Here is a 16,434-nt window from a genome sequence, read left to right on the forward strand (position 1 = left end):
GAAGGTCCGGACATGTCCCGTCGGCTGGTGCTGGCGACCGGCAACCCGCACAAGGTCGCGGAGCTGGCGGCGCTGGTGCGCGCGGCCGGTCTGCCGCTGGCGGTCTGCTCGGCGCGCTCGCTGGGCCCGGCGCCGGAGGTGGTGGAGGACCAGGGCAGCTTCGAGGCGCACGCGCGGCTCAAGGCGCTCGAGATCGCGAGGTGGCTGCGCGGGCGCGGCGAACCGGGCGATACGCTGGTGCTGGCCGACGACTCGGGGATCTGCGTCGACGCGCTCGACGGGGCGCCGGGGGTCGACTCGGCGTACTTCGCCGGGCCCGAGAGCGACGACGCGGCCAACAACGCCCGCCTGGTGGCGGAGCTCGCTGCTCGCGGACTCACGAGCTCGCCGGCCCACTACGTGTGTTTGCTGGCGCTGACGCGGGTCGACGGGAAGCCGCTGCCGGCGGCGCCGGAGGGGTTGCGGCTGTTCACGGGGCGCTGGGACGGCGAGGTGCGGGCCTCGCCGCGCGGCTCGGGCGGGTTCGGCTACGACCCGTACTTCTGGCCGGCCGGCAGCGCGCGCTCGTCGGCCGAGCTGCCGCCCGCCGAGAAGAACGCGCAGTCGCACCGCGGACGGGCGACGGCGCTGCTGCTGGCGGCGCTCCCGGCGGTGCTGGCAGGCGAGGACGGGAGCTCGGCGGGCAGCTAGCGGCCGTCGAGCGGGCCGCGTCTGTTGTCCGCCACACGGGCGCATCGCTCCGGGCGTGAAGCACGACCGCGGTCGCGGCACCGGCGCGAGGGCGTCGCGTCGCTCGTCGGTCGCGTCTCGCCCGGGCTGCGCCTCCCTCGCGCGGTGCCGGATGCCGGCGGGAAGGATCGAGACGCCGCGGCGCGGGCGGCGTGCCGGTACTCGTTGCGCTGGATCGGCGCCCGGGGGTCGTGTATGGTCCGGGGCCGCTCGGGGCGTAGCGCAGTCTGGTAGCGCGCCTGCTTTGGGTGCAGGATGCCGGAGGTTCGAATCCTCTCGCCCCGACCAATTTTTGTTTCACGGCCCTCCCGGGCCGGTTCCACGGCCCTCCGAGGCCTGCGCCCATAGCTCAGTTGGATAGAGCATCGGCCTTCTAAGCCGAGGGTCCCAGGTTCGAATCCTGGTGGGCGCGCTGCTGCATGCGGTGCGCCCGATCAGGCGCAGGCGGCCCGGTAGGCGGCGGCGAAGCGGCGCGCTCGCTCGGGATCGACGGGGCCGCCGGCGCGGCCGTCGGCCCGCAGGGCGCTGCCGACGATGATGCCGTCGGACAGGTCCGAAAGGACAGGTAGCGCGGCCTCGGTCGCGCCGCTGGCGACGTAGAGCGGGACGCCGCCGGCGGCCTCGCGGACGCGACGCAGGTGCTCGGGGTCGACGGCCTCGCCGGTGCCGCTGCCGGTGACGAGGACGGCGTCGGCGAGGCTGCGCTGGACGAGGTCGCGGGTCTCCTCGGCGAGGTCGCGCGCGGCCAGCGGGGCGCTGTGCTTGACGGCGACGTCGGCCCAGATCTGGAGGTCGGGCCGGCCGAGCTCGCGCCGCAGCCGCAGGACGTCGGCGGCCTGGCCCTCGACGAGGCCCTGGTCGGTGACGCGGGCGCCGGAGAGGACGTTGATCCGCACGCAGGCGGCCCCGACGACGGCGGCGACGGCGACGGCGGCGAGGCCGTCGTTGCGCAGGACGTTGATGCCGAGCGCGAGGTCGGGGCAGGCGTCGCGCACGGCGAGGGCGCAGGCGGTGATGCCGGCGATCGTGACCGGAGGGACATGTCCCTTGAAGAAGGGGATGTCGCCGAAGTTCTCGACGATGGCGAGGTCGAAGCCGGCCGCCGCGAGGGCCCGGGCGTCGCGGGCGACGGCGCGGGCGATCGCCGCCACGGGCTCGCTGCTGCGCGGGCTGCCGGGCAGCGGCGGGAGGTGCAGGACGCCGACGAGGCTGCGCATGGCGGCGAAGGTAGCAGCGATCGCCGCGGCGATGGGCGATGGGCTGGCGCGGTCGTCAGGAGCCGTGGGCTCGCTGCTGCGCTGGGGGCGTCGCGGCCCCGGGCGATCCATCGCTCGCGGCCGGCGCCTCGGCGGCCCGGGGCGCTCCGGCGTCACGGGGGGCAGGTGCCCGAGCCAGCCGACACGATCACGGCGCGCCTCGGTGGTGGGTCGGGCGCGGACACACGTAGGCGAGCACGGGCGCGTCCTCGCCTGTGGCCCCGGGCGCGGTGGTCCCGAGGACGCGGCCGGCGAGGCGAAACCCGAGCGAGGCCAGCAACGCGCGCGAGGGGGCGTTCTCCTCGACCACGAAGGCGTCGAGGCGGGCGAGGCCCAGCTGGGCGAACGCGTGGTCGACGACGGGTTGGACGATGGCGCGCGCGAGCCCCCGCCCGCGGAAGTTCGGCGCCAGCCAGTAGCTGAGCAGCGCCGTGCGCCGCGAGGCCCCGCCGAGGTACACCACGCCCGCGAGCTCGCCGTCGTCGCTGCGACCGACGAAGGCGAAGGCCTTGCGCGCGCGTCGCTCTCGCACCACGTCGGCCAGCCACGCGCGCGTCGCCTCCGGCGAGGCGGGGCGGGGCGCGCCTCGCAGCGGCGCGTCGCCCTCGAGCGCCACCAGCCGCGCCAGCGCGGCCTCATGGCGCTCTTCCAGGGGTTCGACCAAGTGCGCGTGAGGCCTCGCCGATCGCTCCGTCTTCATCGCCTCCCGACCGCCTCCGACGGCCGCGCATGTTGGCACGTCCGCCCACCCGCCGCCACCGGCCCGAGCCGCACGCCCGGGGCCCTTACGCCGCTCCCATGGGCGGGGGGCAGATCCGCGCGGTCGGGCGGGGTCAGATGTCGATAAGGACATGTTCGATGCTTCATGTCCGATGGCACATGCGGGGGGGCGGGCGAGGGGGCAGATCCGCGCGGTCGGGCAGGATCGGATGTCGATAAGGACATGTTCGATGCTTCATGTCCGATGGCACATGCGCGGGGGGCGGGCGAGGGGGCAGATCCGCGCGGCGGACGCGGGGCGGATGTCGATAAGGACATGTTTGATGCCGCATGTCCGATCGCACATGCGCGCGCGCCGACGGGCAGATCCGCGCGTGGCGGTCGCGGTTCGGATGTCGATGAGGACATGTTCGATTCCGCATGTCCAAACGGACATGTATGGAGCGGCGGCGCGGGTGGGCGCGCATCGATCCCGCGGTTGGTTTCGCGGGCGCGGGCGAGCGAGCGGGAGCGTCGGCCGGGCCGGAAGCGGGCGTGCGCAGCCGGATGCGCCGCGGAGATGGAGACAGACTCGGCGTGGAGCGTGTCGCCGCGGTGGAGCGAGCGGGCGCGCGCCAACCCGCGACCGCCGGCGCACGCCGGCCTGCGATCGCGGTCGCTGACAGGCGCCGGTGATCGTGAGCACTTCAGGCGCACACGCGGCGGGCGCTAGCGTCGGTCGCAGGAGGTGGCGCATGCGGGGGATGTGGACGATCGCGGTGACGGCGACGCTCGGGCTGCTGGGCTGCGGCGACAGCGGGACGGGCGCGAGCACGGGCGGGGCCAGCGACGGGACGACGACGGAGGCGGCGACGGACGGGAGCGCGACGGCGGCGACGGAGCCGACGGCGACGGAGCCGACGACGACGGAGCCGGCGCCGACGACGGGCGGGACGACGACGGCGCCGACGAGCACGACGACGCCGACGACGGAGCCGACGACGGGGACGCCGGCAGAGTGCCAGACGGCGGCCGACTGCCAGGCGCCGACCTGCCAGGCGCCGACCTGCGAGGCGGGGATGTGTGGGACGATGAACCTGGCCGAAGGGACACCCGTCGACGACCTCCCGGGCGACTGTCGCGAGACGGTGTGCGACGGGGCCGGCGGGACGAAGGAGGTGCCGATCGACGACCCGCCGGCGCAGGCGGCGGGGGACTGCAAGGTGGTGGGCTGTCTGCAGGGACAGGTGGAGTACACGCCGGCCGACGACGACCTGCCGAACGACGACAACGACTGCACGATCGACTCGTGCATGGCCGGCCAGCCGGTGTTCGCGGCCAAGCCGATGCACAGCCCGTGCGGGCCGATGGGCGCGAACTTCTGCCACAGCGACGCGTCGTGCCAGGCGTGCAAGGAGGTGACCGACGCGTGCGAGGACTACGGGTCGGAGCCGCACGAGACGCAGGCGACGGCGTTCAGCCTCGGCGAGATCACGGACGCCGACGCGAACGGGTCGTTCGCCTGCGGGACGGTGGTGGGGGCGGGCGACGTCGACTGGTACACGTTCAGCGGGGTCGACGCGTTCCTCAACATGGTCGACCCGTCGCGCACGCTGGTGGCCGAGAACGACGCGGGCCGCCTGTGCGTGTACATGCAGTGCGACAACGGCACGACGACGGTCGGCTGCGGGGCCAACGATACGCCCGACACGGCCCCGCTGGGCCAGAAGGGCTGCTGCGGGCTCGGGACGGTGTCTCCGTCGCTGAACTGCACCGGGCTCGACGATTCGGCCAAGGTGTGGATCAAGGTCGACAACCCGGAGATGCAGGCCTGCGTGCCGTACCGGCTCGACTATCACTTCTAGCGTCGCGGGGGGCGGGGCGTGCTCGGAGGCGCGGGGCCGCGGAGAGCCGGGTGACGGCGGGCACGGAGCGGCGGACCGTGGCCCCCGCGACGGCGGCCCCTTCCGTTTCACGTGCTCGGCGCGGTCGCTTTGAAGATGACATGGCGTTGAGGACAGGTCCGTCCCGCGGGCGGAGGACTGTGCGCCTGCGCGCGGTGAACGCGACTCCTTCCCGCCTGCGCCCCAGTCCGCCGCTCCGTGCCCGCCTGCGGCGGGCGTCGCCGGCCCCGCTCGTCGCCGGGCGGAGAGGCTCGGCGGTCGCTTCGAAGGTGAGCTGGCGTTGAGGAGAGGTCCGTCCCGCGGGCGGAGAGGCTCGGCCGGGGGCGACGAGTGTGGTGTGCCGGCGGCTCAGGACATGCTCGATCGGGCATGTCCTCCCGGACATGTCCGGAGCGTCAGGCGGTGGTGATCAGCGACGGCGGCAGGTGGCCGGTGTCGTTGTAGTTGATCAGCGCCTCGAACTCTTCCTGGTAGATCCGCAGCTCGGTGATGCCGCAGTGAGAGCAGTCGAAGCGGCTCCACGCCTCGTAGGGGAGGCGCAGGGTGTGGGCGACGAGGTAGCGGATCAGGTTGCCGTGGGTGAAGATGACCGTGAAGTTGGTGACCTTCGGGGTGCGGAAGAAGCGGTCGCGGACCTTCTCGATCTGCTTGACGGTGAGGGCGCGATCTTCGGGGGTGGTGAACGGCAGGCCGGGGTGGACGCCGAACTCGGCGACGCGGTCGGGGTCGACGATCGGCAGGACCTCGTGCAGGTACGGCTTGACCTTGATCCGGTCGATGTGCAGCTCGTGCGCGGCGATCTCGGCGGTCTGCAGGGCGCGCGGCCACGGGCTCGAGAACAGGCCCTCGAAGCGACCCTGGGCGGCGTCGAGGATCTGCGCCAGGCGCCGGCCGGTGCGCACGGCCTGCCGCCGACCCAGCGGGGTGAGACCCCAGACGGTGTCGCCCTCGTCGCCGATCCGCTCGTAGTGGCCGTGCCGGACGAGGATGATCCGGCTGTGGACGACTTCGAGGCTCATAGGGCGCGGCGGCGCTTTGTAACACGGAGAGGCCGGCTCACAAAGGAGTGACGGCGAGCCGCCGCAGCCGGCGCCACAGCGCCAGGTCACCGGCGACGAGCCGCTCCTTGTCGGCGCGCCGGAGAGCCTTGAGCGCGTACTCCAGCTGTCGGGCGGCCCGTGGCTGCTGCTGCCCGCGCTTCCAGGCGACGACCACAGGCAGCCGTGCGCGCGTGTACTTGGCGCCCTTGCCGGCGTTGTGCGCGAGGAGGCGCCGCTCGAGGTCGTCGGTGATGCCGGCGTAGAGCGAGCCGTCGGCGCAGCGGAGGAGGTAGACGGTGTAGCGCCGCTCGGCCACGGAGGCGCACGATACCTCGCGAACGCCCGGCGCGCCCGGCGGAGGGAGCCGCGCCCGAGGGAGGTGCGACGGGTGCCGGGCGGGCCGGGGCGCGGCCGGGCAGACAGGGCGCGTCCTGGCGGCGTGACGACGGACCGCCGCGGCGGCAGGCGCGGGGGCACGGCACGCCGGGCGAGGCGAAGCAGGCCGCGCACCGGCAGCGAACGCCGTGAACCGATCTACGCGCCTCGCAAATTTTGACGGCTCCGCGCGGAGACCTCTGGAAATGCCGCCGTCGCGGCGCTAGCCGGCGCCGGCGATCACCTCGAGCAGGCCGGCGCCGTACTTGTCGGCCTTGGCCGGGCCGATCCCGTGGGCCAGCAGCAGCTGGTCGCGGGTGCGGGGGCGCAGGAGCGCGAGGTCGCGCAGGCTGCGGTCGCTGGCGACGACGTAGGGCGGGACGCCGTCCCGGCTGGCGACCTGCATGCGGTGGGCGCGGAGCCGCTCGAACAGCGCGAGGGCGGCGGCGTCGAGCACGGGCTCCTCGCGGCCGGGCTCGTGCGCGCGAGAACTGGCTTTGGGGACATGTCCTGCGGAGCCTGTCCCGGGAAGCATGTCCCGGGAGGCAGGACGAACGCGCGGCGGGAGCAGCAGGCGGACCGGCAGCTCGCCGCGCATGACCCGGCGGCCGATGTCGGTCAGGACGACGACGGGGCGGTCGTCGCCGGTGAAGTCGACCCAGCCGGCGACGACGCAGCGACGCAGCAGGCGCAGCAGCCAGGCGGCGTCGTGCTCGCGCAGGGCGCCGAAGGTGGGGGTGTGGACCAGGCCGGTCCGCTCGAGGCGCTCGTCGGCGGCGCCGCGCAGCAGGCTGACTGCCGCCTGCAGGCCGAAGCGGCGGTGGATCCGGGCGATCGCGCTGAGCGCCTTGCGGACGATCAGGGTGGTGGCCTCGGGGTCGTCGTCGGCGTCGGCCGAGAGCTGGCGGCACACGTCGCAGCGGCCGCAGCCGCCGAGCGCCTCGCCCTCGTCGCCGAAGTAGCGGAGGATCGCGTCGTGCCGGCACGAGCCGCCCTCGGCCCAGCGCATCAGCTCGAGGAAGGTGTTCCACTTGTGCTCGACGACCGCGGGCGCGGGCGGGCTGTCGTCGCCGCCGCCGCGCTCGATCAGCCGTCGCCGCAGCGGCAGGTCGCCGGGGGCGATGAGCAGGAGGCCGAGCGCGTCGAGGCCGTCGCGGCCGGCGCGGCCGACCTCCTGGTAGTAGGCCTCGATCGAGCCCGGCGGGGCCAGGTGGATCACGGCGCGCACGTCGGCGCGGTCGATGCCCATGCCGAAGGCGTTGGTGGCGACCACGACGTCGAGCTCGCCGCGGGAGAAGCGGGCCTGCACCTGCTCGCGCTGCGGGCCCTCCATGCCGGCGTGGTAGGCCTCGGCCCGCCAGCCGCGGGCGACCAGGCGCACCGACTCCTGCTCGGTGGCCTTGCGCGTGGGGGCGTAGATGATGGCTGTCCCATGGGACATGTCCCCCGCGGCATGTCCTGAAGGACGGGCGCCGGGGCCGCGGCCGAGCGCGGCCTCGATCGTGCGATCGATCAGGCGCTCGCGCGCGCGGCGGTCCTCCTCCTCGGCGACGTGCAGGGCCAGGTTGGGGCGGGCGAAGCCGCGGACGATCTGCGGGGTGTCGGGCGGGAGGCCGAGGCGCGACAAAATCTCGTCGCGCACCACGGGGGTGGCGGTGGCGGTGCAGGCGAGCACGCGGGCGCGCGGGAGGTCGGCCAGGAGCTCGCCGATCTGCAGGTACTCCGGGCGGAAGTCGTGGCCCCACTCGCTGATGCAGTGGGCCTCGTCGACAGCGATCAGAGGGATCGGGATCTTGCGGCAGATCTCGCGGAAGGCCGGCGCGCCGAGCCGCTCGGGGGCGACGTAGACGAGCTTGTAGTGGCCGCGGGCCATGGCGCCGAGGCGGGCGCCGATCTCCGGGCCGGGCAAGGTGCTGGCGAGGAAGGTGGCCGTGACGCCGCGGGCCTCGAGCGCGCGCACCTGGTCGGCCATGAGGGCGATCAGCGGCGAGAGGACGATGGTGGTGCCCGGCAAGGCGCTGGCCGGCAGCTGGAAGGTGAGGCTCTTGCCGCCGCCGGTGGGCGCGACGAGCAGCAGCCGCCGCCGCTGCATCAGGACCTCGATGGCCTCGGCCTGACCTGGTCGAAAGGACTGGTAGCCGAGGCGCTGCAGGGCGGCGGCGAAGTCGGGGCCGGCGTCGGGGCGCGCGGCCGCGGGGCCACCAGGCCGAAGCGGGACGTCGTGCTCGTGGGCGCCGGGAGAGGTCACGGGCGGACAGGGTGGGCGCTCGCGCGCACGCGCGCAAGCACGATCGCGCGGACGCCGGCCGGTTCAGCGCGCGGCGGGCTCGGCGGCCGGATCAGGGGCCGGCTCGACCGCAGGAGCCGCTGCGGAGTCGGGGACCTGCTCGGCGGCGGGATCGGGGACCGGCTCGGCCGGGGCGCCGAGCCGGAAGACGCGGGCGAGGGTGCCGTTGGGGATCGCAAACGCGGCGATCCGCTGGCGATCGAGGGTGAGCTGCGGGCACTCGGGGCTGCGCCGGTCGGGCCAGATGTCGACGCCGGAGACGAACACGCTGAAGCCGGGGTCGCCCGCAGCGCACTGGCCCGCGAGCCAGGCGTCGCGGGTGGCCTCGTCGGCGCCGGCGAGCGCGGTGGCGACGACGAGCCGCGGTGTCACCGCGGGCAGCAACACGGCCTCCCAGGTCAGCGGGACGACGTGCGCGCCGGACACGTCGAAGCTGCGCGCGACGATCTCGGGGCCCGGCGCGGCGGCGGTCGGGTCGCTGGTGAAGGCGGCGGGATCGAGGGTGCCGTCGAGGCGCTCGCACACGAGGCTGACGACCTCGGTGGTGGCGAGCGGGGTGACGCAGGTGACCTCGACGGCGCCGACCTTGCCCTCGACGCGCTCGTCGGTCCACACGTCGAGCATGGCGGCCTCGCGGATCAGCGCCGCCAGCTCGCGCTCGCGGTCGTCGTCGGGCAGGTCGACCTCGGGGTAGCTGATGGCGATCGAGACCTTGCCGGGCTTGCGCGCGATCGACTTCTCGGTCACCGGGACGTAGGCCAGACCGTCGCCGAGCGGGGCCGCGGTGTAGAGGCGGTCGGAGGTGGCGACGAACAGCGGCGGCTGACCGCGCGGCTCGGGCGCGGCGGCCGGCGGGGGACGGCAGGCCAGCTGCGCGGCGAGGAGCGCGAGGGCGGCAGTTCGTCGGGACATGTGCATCGGGACAGGTCGCGCGGGCGGGCCGCACCACCAGGGTGCGCCGGACGGCCGCCGGCTGCAAGCGCCAGGCCGATCCCGGCGGGCTGAGCAGGCGAGGGCCCGAGCAGGGAGCCGCGGCAGGGGCGCAGCGGGGGCGTGAGGTGCCGCGAGGACGCGGGCGGTCCGGTTTCGTGACGTGATCTGAAAGACAGGTGACGATCGCGCCGAGCTACCCGGTCCGCGGAGCTGCGGGTGATTCACGTGGCCGAGGTGATGCGCGCGCGCAGGCGAGGGCGAGCGCGGAGAGGGGTCGGGCGATGACATGTCGCAAGGGACATGTAGCTGGACGGGCGCGGGCGATCGCCAGCGCCGGCGCGACACGGGCGACGCGTGGAGGCGGAGGCGATGCGAGTTTTGGACATGTCGGAAAGGACATGTCTGTCCGGGCGCGATGACATGTCGCAAGGGACATGGGATGGGCGGAGTCACGGGCGCGGGCGGCGGCGGCGGAGCAGCACGAGGAGCCAGGCGAAGGCGGGGGAGGTGGCGCGGCAGCCGTTGCAGGCATCGGTGTCGGGGGGCAGGTCGTCGCCGGCGTCGGTGTCGGGGGGCGGGCCGTCGGTGGTGGTCGCCATCGGCTCGGGCGCCGGGTCGGCGCAGGCGAGGGCGTCGCGGCTGGCGGCGGCGCACAGGTGGGCGGGGATCGACATGTCCGCGAGGACAGGGTTGACGACGGCCAGCCAGTAGCCGCCGGCGGGCAGTTCGGCGAGGAGCCGCGGGGTCGGATCGGCGCCGTCCCAGGCGAGCGCCGCGGGCTCGACGGGGCCGTCGGATTGGCCTCCGGCGACGGCCTGGAGGGTGAACTCGAGGCCGGGTGCGGGCTCGGCGAGGGCGAACCACAGCGGGCCGCCGGAGTGATCGAGGCGGTAGTAGCGGGCCGCGAGCGGGAAGAAGCGATCGTCGTCGGCGAGGCTGTCGCCCTCCTGCTCGGCGACGATGCCGGTGAGCGCGGCGGCGAAGGCGTGGCCGTCGCGGGCGCCGGCGCGAGGCCCGGTGGCGAGGTTCCAGGCGGCGAACTCGAGCCAGGTGAGGCGCAGGTCGTCGTCGCGGGCGCGCAGGAGGTCGCCGAGAGCGGCTGGCAGATCGGGGGCGGCGGCGGCGAGGAGGAGAGCGTCGACGAGGTCGGGCCCGTGACGGTCGATCAGGAAGTCCCACCACAGCGCGGTGCCGTAGGCGAAGGCGGGGACGGGGCCGGCCGGCGGCCTGTACAGCGAGCGGCCGGTGTCGGCGAGGTAGGCGTCGCAAAAGCGCAGGAAGTCGCGCGAGTCGGGGCGATACGCCCGCTCGGCCCACACGGCGGTGCCCTCGGAGAACCACACCGGCGGGTCGACGAGGTAGGCGGCCTGGACGGCGTGGAACAATTCGTGGCTGACGACGGTGTCGATGGCCTCGAGGTGGTCGGCGTAGGCGTAGCCGGCGAAGTCGTTCTCGAGCAGGAGGTGGCCGGCGCAGGCGTCGGGGTCGCAGGCGTCGTGCGCGAAGTGACCGTCGGCGGCGCCGGCGAAGTCGACGAGGTAGATGTCGAGCGCCTCGCTGCCGCCGAGGGGGCCGAGGCCGTGCTCGGCCTCGCTGCGCGGCGCTCGCAGATCGTAGTCGTCGCGGTAGCGCGCGAGCACGGCGACGGCGGTGTCGGCGACGCGGGCGACGTAGTCGGGGACGCCGTCGCCGTCGAGGTCGGCGAGCGGGACGACGCTCGGTCCACCGATGCTGTAGTGGACGCGCAGCGGCGCGTCGGGGTGGTCGTAGGTCGCGAGGATGTCCTTTGGGTCATACGACCACAGGCCGCCCTCGGTCGGCCGCTCGGCGCGGGCGCGGCCCGGGACGAGCCATGCGAGCAGCAGCGCGCCGGCGAGCCGCGTACACCCACGCAGGTGCTCGCGGGTCACGGGAGGAAGCTCCAGCGCCAGGTCATGATCGCGGCACCGGTGCCCATGGTGCCGCCGTCGTTGCAGGCGGCCTGACCCTCCTCGTAGTAGGCCTCGACGACGAGCTTGACGGTCCGACCGTCGGCGAGGCGCAGGGCGAAGGGGAGGCCGGTGGTGGTGACGCAGCCGGTGTAACCCCACCAATCGGCCATGCGATAGGCGGGGCTGCCGGGCAGGCCGGAGCCGTCCTCGATCATGGCGCAGGCGTCGTCGTAGTAGTCCTCGGTGGCGAACTCGCCGTCGGGCGGGGCGGCGTCGAGGCCGGCGTAATCACCGGCGGGCGCGGCGACGGCGACGCACGAGGGACCGGAGTCGCCGCTGTTGACGCGGATCCCGAAGCGCTTGGCGGCGATGTCCCAGGCGCCGCTCTCGCTCGCGGCGACGTCGTCGAGGTCGACGCGCTCAAGCCCGGCGTCGGTGAAGCGCAGGTAGACCCAGGGGTTCTGCGCGGCGGCCATGGTCCCGCCGGCGGAGGCGTCGAGGCGCGTGAGCCAGTCGGCGCCGTCCTGTTCGTTGCGGACCTCGGCGTCGCTGACCCTGTCGTCCTGCAAGGAGAGGTCCTGGATCGCGGCGTCGAGGCAGGGGACGTCGACGAGGGGGCAGGCGTTCGGGTCGGCCGGCTCGGTGGTGGCATCGCCGGTGGTGCCGGGATCGGCATCGGTGCCGGGAGCGGCAGCCGTGCCGGCATCGGCGGCCGTGCCGGAGTCGGTGCCGAGGCCGGTCCCGTTGTCACCGCAGCCGGCGAGCATGGCGAAGAGGACGAACTGGATCTTCGAACAGGTGATACGGGACATGTGAGTCTGTCTCTCGGGTCAGGGGGGGAGGTCGTCGGGCGGGCGCGGCAGGACGGCGAGGCCGATCCCCGAGGGGGCCGGGACGACGTCGAAGCGGGCGCCGAAGCAGGCTTCGAGGCGGTCGGGGGTGAGGACCTCGGCGGGGGCGCCGTGGGCGACGCAGCGGCCGGCGTGCAGCAGGGCGAGGTCGTCGGCGCACTGGCTGGCGGCGCCGAGGTCGTGGACGACGAGGACGAGGGCGGTGTCGGTGGCGCGGGCGAACCGGCGCAGGCGGCCCATGATCCGCACGGCGTGGCCGGGGTCGAGGTTGGCGGTCGGTTCGTCGAGGAGGAGGTAGCGGCGCGGGTGCTCGACGGTCGGCTCCCAGATCTGGGCGAGCACGCGGGCGAGCTGGACGCGCTGCTGCTCGCCGCCGGAGAGGGTCGGGGCGAGGCGCTCGGCGAGGTGGGCGACCTCGGCCAGCTCGAGCGCGGCCCAGGCGATGTCGCGGTCGCGTCGGGTCTCGCCGCGCCCGGGGTGCGGGAGCCGGCCGAGGAGGGCGACCTCGAGCGCGCGCAGGGGGAAGCGCAGGGCGGTCTGCTGCGGCAGGACGGCCCGCATGCGGGCGAGGGCCGTCGGGGGGAGCCGGTCGATCGGGCAGCCTTCGAAGCGGACCGCGCCGCGGTCGAACGCCTGCTCGCCCGACCACACGCGCAGGAGGGTCGACTTGCCGGCCCCGCTCGGACCGACGATGGCGAGCACGCGCGCGCACTCGGCGGCGAGCGAGAGGTCGCGCAGCAGGACGGCGCCCCGCAGGTCGACGCAGACACGCTCGGCGACGAGGCTCATGCGACCTCCGCACGAGCGCGAGAGGGGATGTCTCTCGGGACAGGTGATGGGGCGGCGGGGCGAGATCGCTTCGATTCGAGTGATTCTTTTGAGAATGATACGTAAGAAATGGATATGAATGTGTTTATCGTGATGATCATGGGGCCTCCGTGGGGCGCGCCCGGGCGAGCAGGGCGAGGAACACGGGGGCGCCGAGGAGGGAGGTCAGGATCCCGACGGGCAGCTCGGCGGGGGCGAGGATCGTGCGGGCGGCGGCGTCGGCGAACAGGAGGAGGGCGGCGCCGCCGAGGGCCGCGGCAGGGACGAGGAGCCGGTGCCGCGGACCGACGAGGCCGCGCAGGAGGTGCGGGACGATCAGGCCGACGAAGCCGATGATGCCGGTGAAGGCGACGCAGACGCCGACGGCGAGGGCGACCTCGGCGATGACGCGGCGGCGCAGGCGCTCGACGTCGACGCCGAGGTGGAAGGCCTCGGCCTCGCCGAGGAGGAGGGCGTCGAGGTCGCGGGCCCGGCGCCACAACAGGGCTCCGGCGAGGCCGACGAGCGGGACGAGGACGAGGACGACGGGGCGGGTGAGGCCGCCGAGGCCGCCCAGGAGCCACAGGCTGAGATCGCGCAGCTGGCGGTCGTCGGCGAGGTAGCCGAGCAGGCCGATGGTGGCGCCGGCGAGGGCGCTGACGGCGATGCCGGCGAGCAGCAGGCCGACCACCGAGGTCTGGCCGCGCACGCGCGCGAGGGTGTGGACGATCCAGGTGGCCAAAAGGCCGCCGGCGAAGGCGAGGGCGGGCTGGGCGAACTCGCCGGGCACGGCCGGCAGGGCCCTGTCGAGGGCGATCGCCAGGGCGGCTCCGAGAGCGGCGCCGCTGCTGACGCCGACGAGGCCGGGGTCGGCGAGCGGGTTGCGGAAGAGGCCCTGCATGGCCGCGCCGGCGACGGCGAGGCCGGCCCCGACGACCATGGCGCCGAGGGCCCGCGGGAGGCGCAGGACGAGGAGGATGTAGCGGTCGCCCGGGTCGCAGGCGGGGTCGGGCGCGACCAGGCAGGCGACGGCGCGCGGGAGATCGAGGGCCGCCGCGCCGACGGCCAGCTCGAGCGAGAAGCCGAGGACGACCAGGGCGACCAGGACGGCCAGGACCGAGCGCACGCGGCGGTCGGATCGGCGGGACATGCCCTGGGGGACAGGTGTCATGCGGCGACCTCCCGGAGGCGCGGGGCTGGCGCGCAGGACATGCCCCGGCAGACAGGTGGCATGCGGGCGAGCGAGACCGGCCGACCGGATCGGCGGGACATGCCCCGTGGGACAGGTGTCGTGCGGCGGGTGGGGAGGACCTGGGCGCGCGAGCCGGACCGCGGAGCCGGCGTGCTGCGCGGGCGTGCGGCGGAACTGGCGCGGAGGACATGCCCCTTGGCGCTTGCGGAGAGGCGCGCGTGAGCTGCGCGGGAGGACATGCCCCGAAGGACAGGTGTCACGGGTCGGCTCCGGGGCGGACTTCGGGGTGGAGGGCGAGGACGAGCTCGCGCAGGCCCTGGCCGACGCGGGGGCCGAAGCCGAGGAGCTTGAGGTCGTCGACGGCGACGACCCGCCGGTCGCGGCCCGCAGGGGTCTCGGCGAGGCCGGGGAGGGCCAGCAGACCGGGGACGCCGCCGAGGCTCTCGAGGCCGCGCGTGGGCAGGACGACGACGTCGGGCGCGGCGGCGACGACCGCCTCGGCGCTCCACGGCTTCATGCCGGTGAGGGCGTCGCCGGCGTTGTCGGCGGCGGCGAGGCGCACGAGTTCGGCGCCGCCGGTGTCGCGGCCGGCGACCAGGAGGCGCCCGGGTCCACGGGCGTAGACGAACAGGACGCGCGGGCGCGAGGTGGCGCGGGCGCGCAGGCGGTCGACCTCGGCCAGCTCGGCGTCGAGGTCGGCCAGCACCGCGGCCGCCGCGTCCGGCCGGCCGATCGCGGCGGCGATCCGGGTGATGTTGCCGCGCGCGGCGTCGAGGTCCTCGCCGGCCGGGAGCCGCTCGAGGTGGACGCCGGCGGCGCGCAGCTGCTCGAGCGCGGTGGTCGGTCCGGCCGCGTCGCTGGCGATCACGAGGTCGGGGCGCAGGCCGAGCACGCCCTCGGCGGAGAACTGGCGGTAGTAGCCGACGCGGGGCAGGGCGGCCGCGCTCTCGGGGTACACGCTCGAGAGGTCGACGCCGACGACGCGGTCGCCGGCCCCGAGCGCGAACACGGCCTCGGTCACGGGGCCGCCGAGGGTGACGATGCGCCGCGGGGCGGTGACTTCGGCGGCGCCGGCGGGTCTGTCCGAAGGGCCAGCACAGGCGGACGACGCGAGGGCGACGGCGAGGGCGAGCGAGCGGAGGGCGGTCGAGGGGCGCATTGCGGATCCAGGCCGATGACATCGCGCGGCGCGCGGTCCAGGATCGTGGCTAGCATGAATTGAAAATGCGAATCAAAGTTAATTTCTCGGCGGTGGTTGGCGGAACCGCCCGCACAGCCCGGGAGATGGGCTTGACATTTGATTTTGAAAATTGTTATCAATATAATCCTCGCTCGGAAGCGCACCATGAGTCGTTACACCGGACCTCGTCTCCGCATCCTCCGCCGCCTCGACGTCGACCTCCCGGGGCTGACCGCCAAGTCGCGCGAGAAGCGACCCTATCCCCCGGGGCAGCACGGGCAGGCGCGGCGCAAGCGGCCCTCGGCCTACGGCATGCAGCTCGCGGAGAAGCAGAAGCTCTGCTTCAACTACGGGGTCACCGAGCGGCAGATGCGGCGGCTGTTCGCCGAGGCGATCGCGGCGCGCGGGGTGACGGGCGAGGTGCTGCTCGAATACCTCGAGCGCCGGCTCGACAACGTGGTGTTCCGCGCCGGGCTGGCGCCGACGATCCCGGCGGCGCGGCAGCTCGTGACCCACGGGCACATCCGCGTCGACGGACGCCGGGTCGACATCGCCTCGTTCCGCGTGCGCACCGGCGCCGAGATCACGCTGCGCCCGCGCAGCCACGACCTCGACATCGTCCAGCGCTCCGTGGCCCAGCCGGCGCGGATCCCCGTGCCCGCCTGGCTCGAGTGCGACCCGGCCCATCGCCGGGCGAAGATGGTCGGCAGCCCGCGCGGCGACGGAGCCCCCTTCGAGCTCGATGTCCAGCTGGTCGTCGAGTACTACGCCCGCTTCTTCTAGGAGTCCCATGCCGCGCACGCCGACCCCCGACAACTCGCTGATGGCGCTGATCGTCCGCCGCTGCGGCCTCGACGCCCTGGCGGCCGAGCAGCTGCAGCGGATCGAGGCCGCCGCCTGGGACCTGGTCGCCGACGGGGTGACACCCGACGTGCTGCGCGCGGTGCTGGCGACGATCGCCGGCGTGGCGACGGCACCCTCCGGCCTGCCGCCCCGGGCGCGCCGGCTGCTGCGGAAGTTCGCCCGCGCGCAGGCGCTCGGGGTGCCCGCGGACGTGCTGGCCAGCTTCACCGAGGACGCGCTGCGCCTGGCGCTGCTGATCGACGACGCGTTCCACCGCGGCCACGCGCTCGGCCGCGCCGAGGCGACCACGCCGATCGAGGCGCCCGCCCGCGGGCCGTGGCAGCACTGAGGCCGGCGCCGGCGAGCTGAGAGGACATGTTCGGAAGGACATGCTTTCTGCAGCATGT

The 16,434-nt window shown here is 74.6% G+C and carries 15 protein-coding genes and 2 tRNA genes; 6 read left to right on the forward strand and 11 right to left on the reverse strand.

Annotated features, from left to right (window positions below):
• Positions 1–12: 12 nt before the first annotated feature.
• The 3 genes from K7C98_RS14000 (at position 13) to K7C98_RS14010 (ending at position 1,141) form a co-directional block, all read left to right on the forward strand.
• Complete coding sequence (locus tag K7C98_RS14000; RefSeq protein ID WP_263429477.1) at positions 13–690, forward strand: non-canonical purine NTP pyrophosphatase; 678 nt, start codon at positions 13–15, stop codon at positions 688–690.
• A gap of 250 nt (positions 691–940) precedes the next feature.
• A tRNA-Pro gene (locus K7C98_RS14005) sits at positions 941–1,017 on the forward strand.
• A 50-nt stretch (positions 1,018–1,067) separates the two neighbouring features.
• A tRNA-Arg gene (locus K7C98_RS14010) sits at positions 1,068–1,141 on the forward strand.
• A gap of 22 nt (positions 1,142–1,163) precedes the next feature.
• On the opposite strand, the gene K7C98_RS14015 is transcribed toward K7C98_RS14010, so the two are convergent.
• Both K7C98_RS14015 and K7C98_RS14020 read right to left on the reverse strand, forming a co-directional pair.
• Positions 1,164–1,946, reverse strand: coding sequence for a BtpA/SgcQ family protein (locus tag K7C98_RS14015; RefSeq protein ID WP_224192142.1), 783 nt, complete (start codon positions 1,944–1,946; stop codon positions 1,164–1,166).
• Between the two features lie 187 nt (positions 1,947–2,133).
• Positions 2,134–2,649 (reverse strand): GNAT family N-acetyltransferase, encoded by a 516-nt coding sequence (locus tag K7C98_RS14020; RefSeq protein ID WP_224192143.1) that lies wholly within the window; start codon positions 2,647–2,649, stop codon positions 2,134–2,136.
• 790 nt (positions 2,650–3,439) lie between these two features.
• On the opposite strand from K7C98_RS14020, the gene K7C98_RS14025 reads away from it, so the two are divergent.
• A complete protein-coding gene (locus tag K7C98_RS14025) occupies positions 3,440–4,549 on the forward strand; it encodes a hypothetical protein (protein WP_224192144.1) in 1,110 nt (369 codons plus the stop codon).
• Between the two features lie 434 nt (positions 4,550–4,983).
• On the opposite strand, the gene K7C98_RS14030 is transcribed toward K7C98_RS14025, so the two are convergent.
• The 9 genes from K7C98_RS14030 to K7C98_RS14070 form a co-directional block, all read right to left on the reverse strand.
• Complete coding sequence (locus K7C98_RS14030) at positions 4,984–5,607, reverse strand: histidine phosphatase family protein (RefSeq protein WP_224192145.1); 624 nt, start codon at positions 5,605–5,607, stop codon at positions 4,984–4,986.
• A 37-nt stretch (positions 5,608–5,644) separates the two neighbouring features.
• A complete protein-coding gene (locus tag K7C98_RS14035) occupies positions 5,645–5,944 on the reverse strand; it encodes a GIY-YIG nuclease family protein (protein ID WP_224192146.1) in 300 nt (99 codons plus the stop codon).
• A 282-nt stretch (positions 5,945–6,226) separates the two neighbouring features.
• On the reverse strand, positions 6,227–8,251 hold the full coding sequence (locus K7C98_RS14040) for a RecQ family ATP-dependent DNA helicase (RefSeq protein WP_224192147.1): 2,025 nt from the start codon (positions 8,249–8,251) through the stop codon (positions 6,227–6,229).
• Between the two features lie 63 nt (positions 8,252–8,314).
• The gene (locus K7C98_RS14045; RefSeq protein ID WP_224192148.1) at positions 8,315–9,202 is read right to left on the reverse strand and encodes a hypothetical protein; all 888 of its coding nucleotides are present in this window, start codon (positions 9,200–9,202) and stop codon (positions 8,315–8,317) included.
• A 470-nt stretch (positions 9,203–9,672) separates the two neighbouring features.
• Positions 9,673–11,133, reverse strand: a complete 1,461-nt coding sequence (locus K7C98_RS14050) for an MXAN_6640 family putative metalloprotease (RefSeq protein WP_224192149.1) — start codon at positions 11,131–11,133, stop codon at positions 9,673–9,675.
• On the reverse strand, positions 11,130–11,966 hold the full coding sequence (locus tag K7C98_RS14055; RefSeq protein ID WP_224192150.1) for an HmuY family protein: 837 nt from the start codon (positions 11,964–11,966) through the stop codon (positions 11,130–11,132). The genes K7C98_RS14050 and K7C98_RS14055 overlap by 4 nt, the downstream gene beginning before the upstream one ends.
• Positions 11,967–11,984: 18 nt before the next feature.
• The gene (locus tag K7C98_RS14060) at positions 11,985–12,794 is read right to left on the reverse strand and encodes a heme ABC transporter ATP-binding protein (RefSeq protein WP_224192151.1); all 810 of its coding nucleotides are present in this window, start codon (positions 12,792–12,794) and stop codon (positions 11,985–11,987) included.
• Between the two features lie 136 nt (positions 12,795–12,930).
• A complete protein-coding gene (locus K7C98_RS14065) occupies positions 12,931–13,962 on the reverse strand; it encodes a FecCD family ABC transporter permease (RefSeq protein ID WP_224192152.1) in 1,032 nt (343 codons plus the stop codon).
• A 298-nt stretch (positions 13,963–14,260) separates the two neighbouring features.
• Positions 14,261–15,163: a heme/hemin ABC transporter substrate-binding protein gene (locus K7C98_RS14070; protein ID WP_224192153.1), complete on the reverse strand. Its 903-nt coding sequence runs from the start codon at positions 15,161–15,163 to the stop codon at positions 14,261–14,263.
• A gap of 186 nt (positions 15,164–15,349) precedes the next feature.
• On the opposite strand from K7C98_RS14070, the gene rpsD reads away from it, so the two are divergent.
• Together rpsD and K7C98_RS14080 are read left to right on the forward strand one after the other, a co-directional pair.
• Complete coding sequence (rpsD, locus tag K7C98_RS14075) at positions 15,350–15,967, forward strand: 30S ribosomal protein S4 (protein WP_224192154.1); 618 nt, start codon at positions 15,350–15,352, stop codon at positions 15,965–15,967.
• A gap of 7 nt (positions 15,968–15,974) precedes the next feature.
• Positions 15,975–16,376 (forward strand): hypothetical protein, encoded by a 402-nt coding sequence (locus K7C98_RS14080; protein ID WP_224192155.1) that lies wholly within the window; start codon positions 15,975–15,977, stop codon positions 16,374–16,376.
• The last annotated feature ends 58 nt before the right edge of the window (positions 16,377–16,434 follow it).

Origin of the sequence: Nannocystis pusilla (genome assembly GCF_020073745.1) — a bacterium.
GTDB lineage: Bacteria > Myxococcota_A > Polyangia > Nannocystales > Nannocystaceae > Nannocystis > Nannocystis radixulma.

What these genes read in the sequence shown, in the direction of transcription:
- K7C98_RS14000 (WP_263429477.1), top strand. Translation starts at nt 13, where the DNA reads ATGTCCCGTCGGCTGGTGCTGGCGACCGGCAACCCGCACAAGGTCGCG.
- K7C98_RS14015 (WP_224192142.1), bottom strand. Translation starts at nt 1,946, where the DNA reads ATGCGCAGCCTCGTCGGCGTCCTGCACCTCCCGCCGCTGCCCGGCAGC.
- K7C98_RS14025 (WP_224192144.1), top strand. Translation starts at nt 3,440, where the DNA reads ATGCGGGGGATGTGGACGATCGCGGTGACGGCGACGCTCGGGCTGCTG.
- K7C98_RS14030 (WP_224192145.1), bottom strand. Translation starts at nt 5,607, where the DNA reads ATGAGCCTCGAAGTCGTCCACAGCCGGATCATCCTCGTCCGGCACGGC.
- K7C98_RS14045 (WP_224192148.1), bottom strand. Translation starts at nt 9,202, where the DNA reads ATGTCCCGACGAACTGCCGCCCTCGCGCTCCTCGCCGCGCAGCTGGCC.
- K7C98_RS14055 (WP_224192150.1), bottom strand. Translation starts at nt 11,966, where the DNA reads ATGTCCCGTATCACCTGTTCGAAGATCCAGTTCGTCCTCTTCGCCATG.
- K7C98_RS14060 (WP_224192151.1), bottom strand. Translation starts at nt 12,794, where the DNA reads ATGAGCCTCGTCGCCGAGCGTGTCTGCGTCGACCTGCGGGGCGCCGTC.
- K7C98_RS14065 (WP_224192152.1), bottom strand. Translation starts at nt 13,962, where the DNA reads ATGTCCCGCCGATCCGACCGCCGCGTGCGCTCGGTCCTGGCCGTCCTG.
- K7C98_RS14070 (WP_224192153.1), bottom strand. Translation starts at nt 15,163, where the DNA reads ATGCGCCCCTCGACCGCCCTCCGCTCGCTCGCCCTCGCCGTCGCCCTC.
- rpsD (WP_224192154.1), top strand. Translation starts at nt 15,350, where the DNA reads ATGAGTCGTTACACCGGACCTCGTCTCCGCATCCTCCGCCGCCTCGAC.
- K7C98_RS14080 (WP_224192155.1), top strand. Translation starts at nt 15,975, where the DNA reads ATGCCGCGCACGCCGACCCCCGACAACTCGCTGATGGCGCTGATCGTC.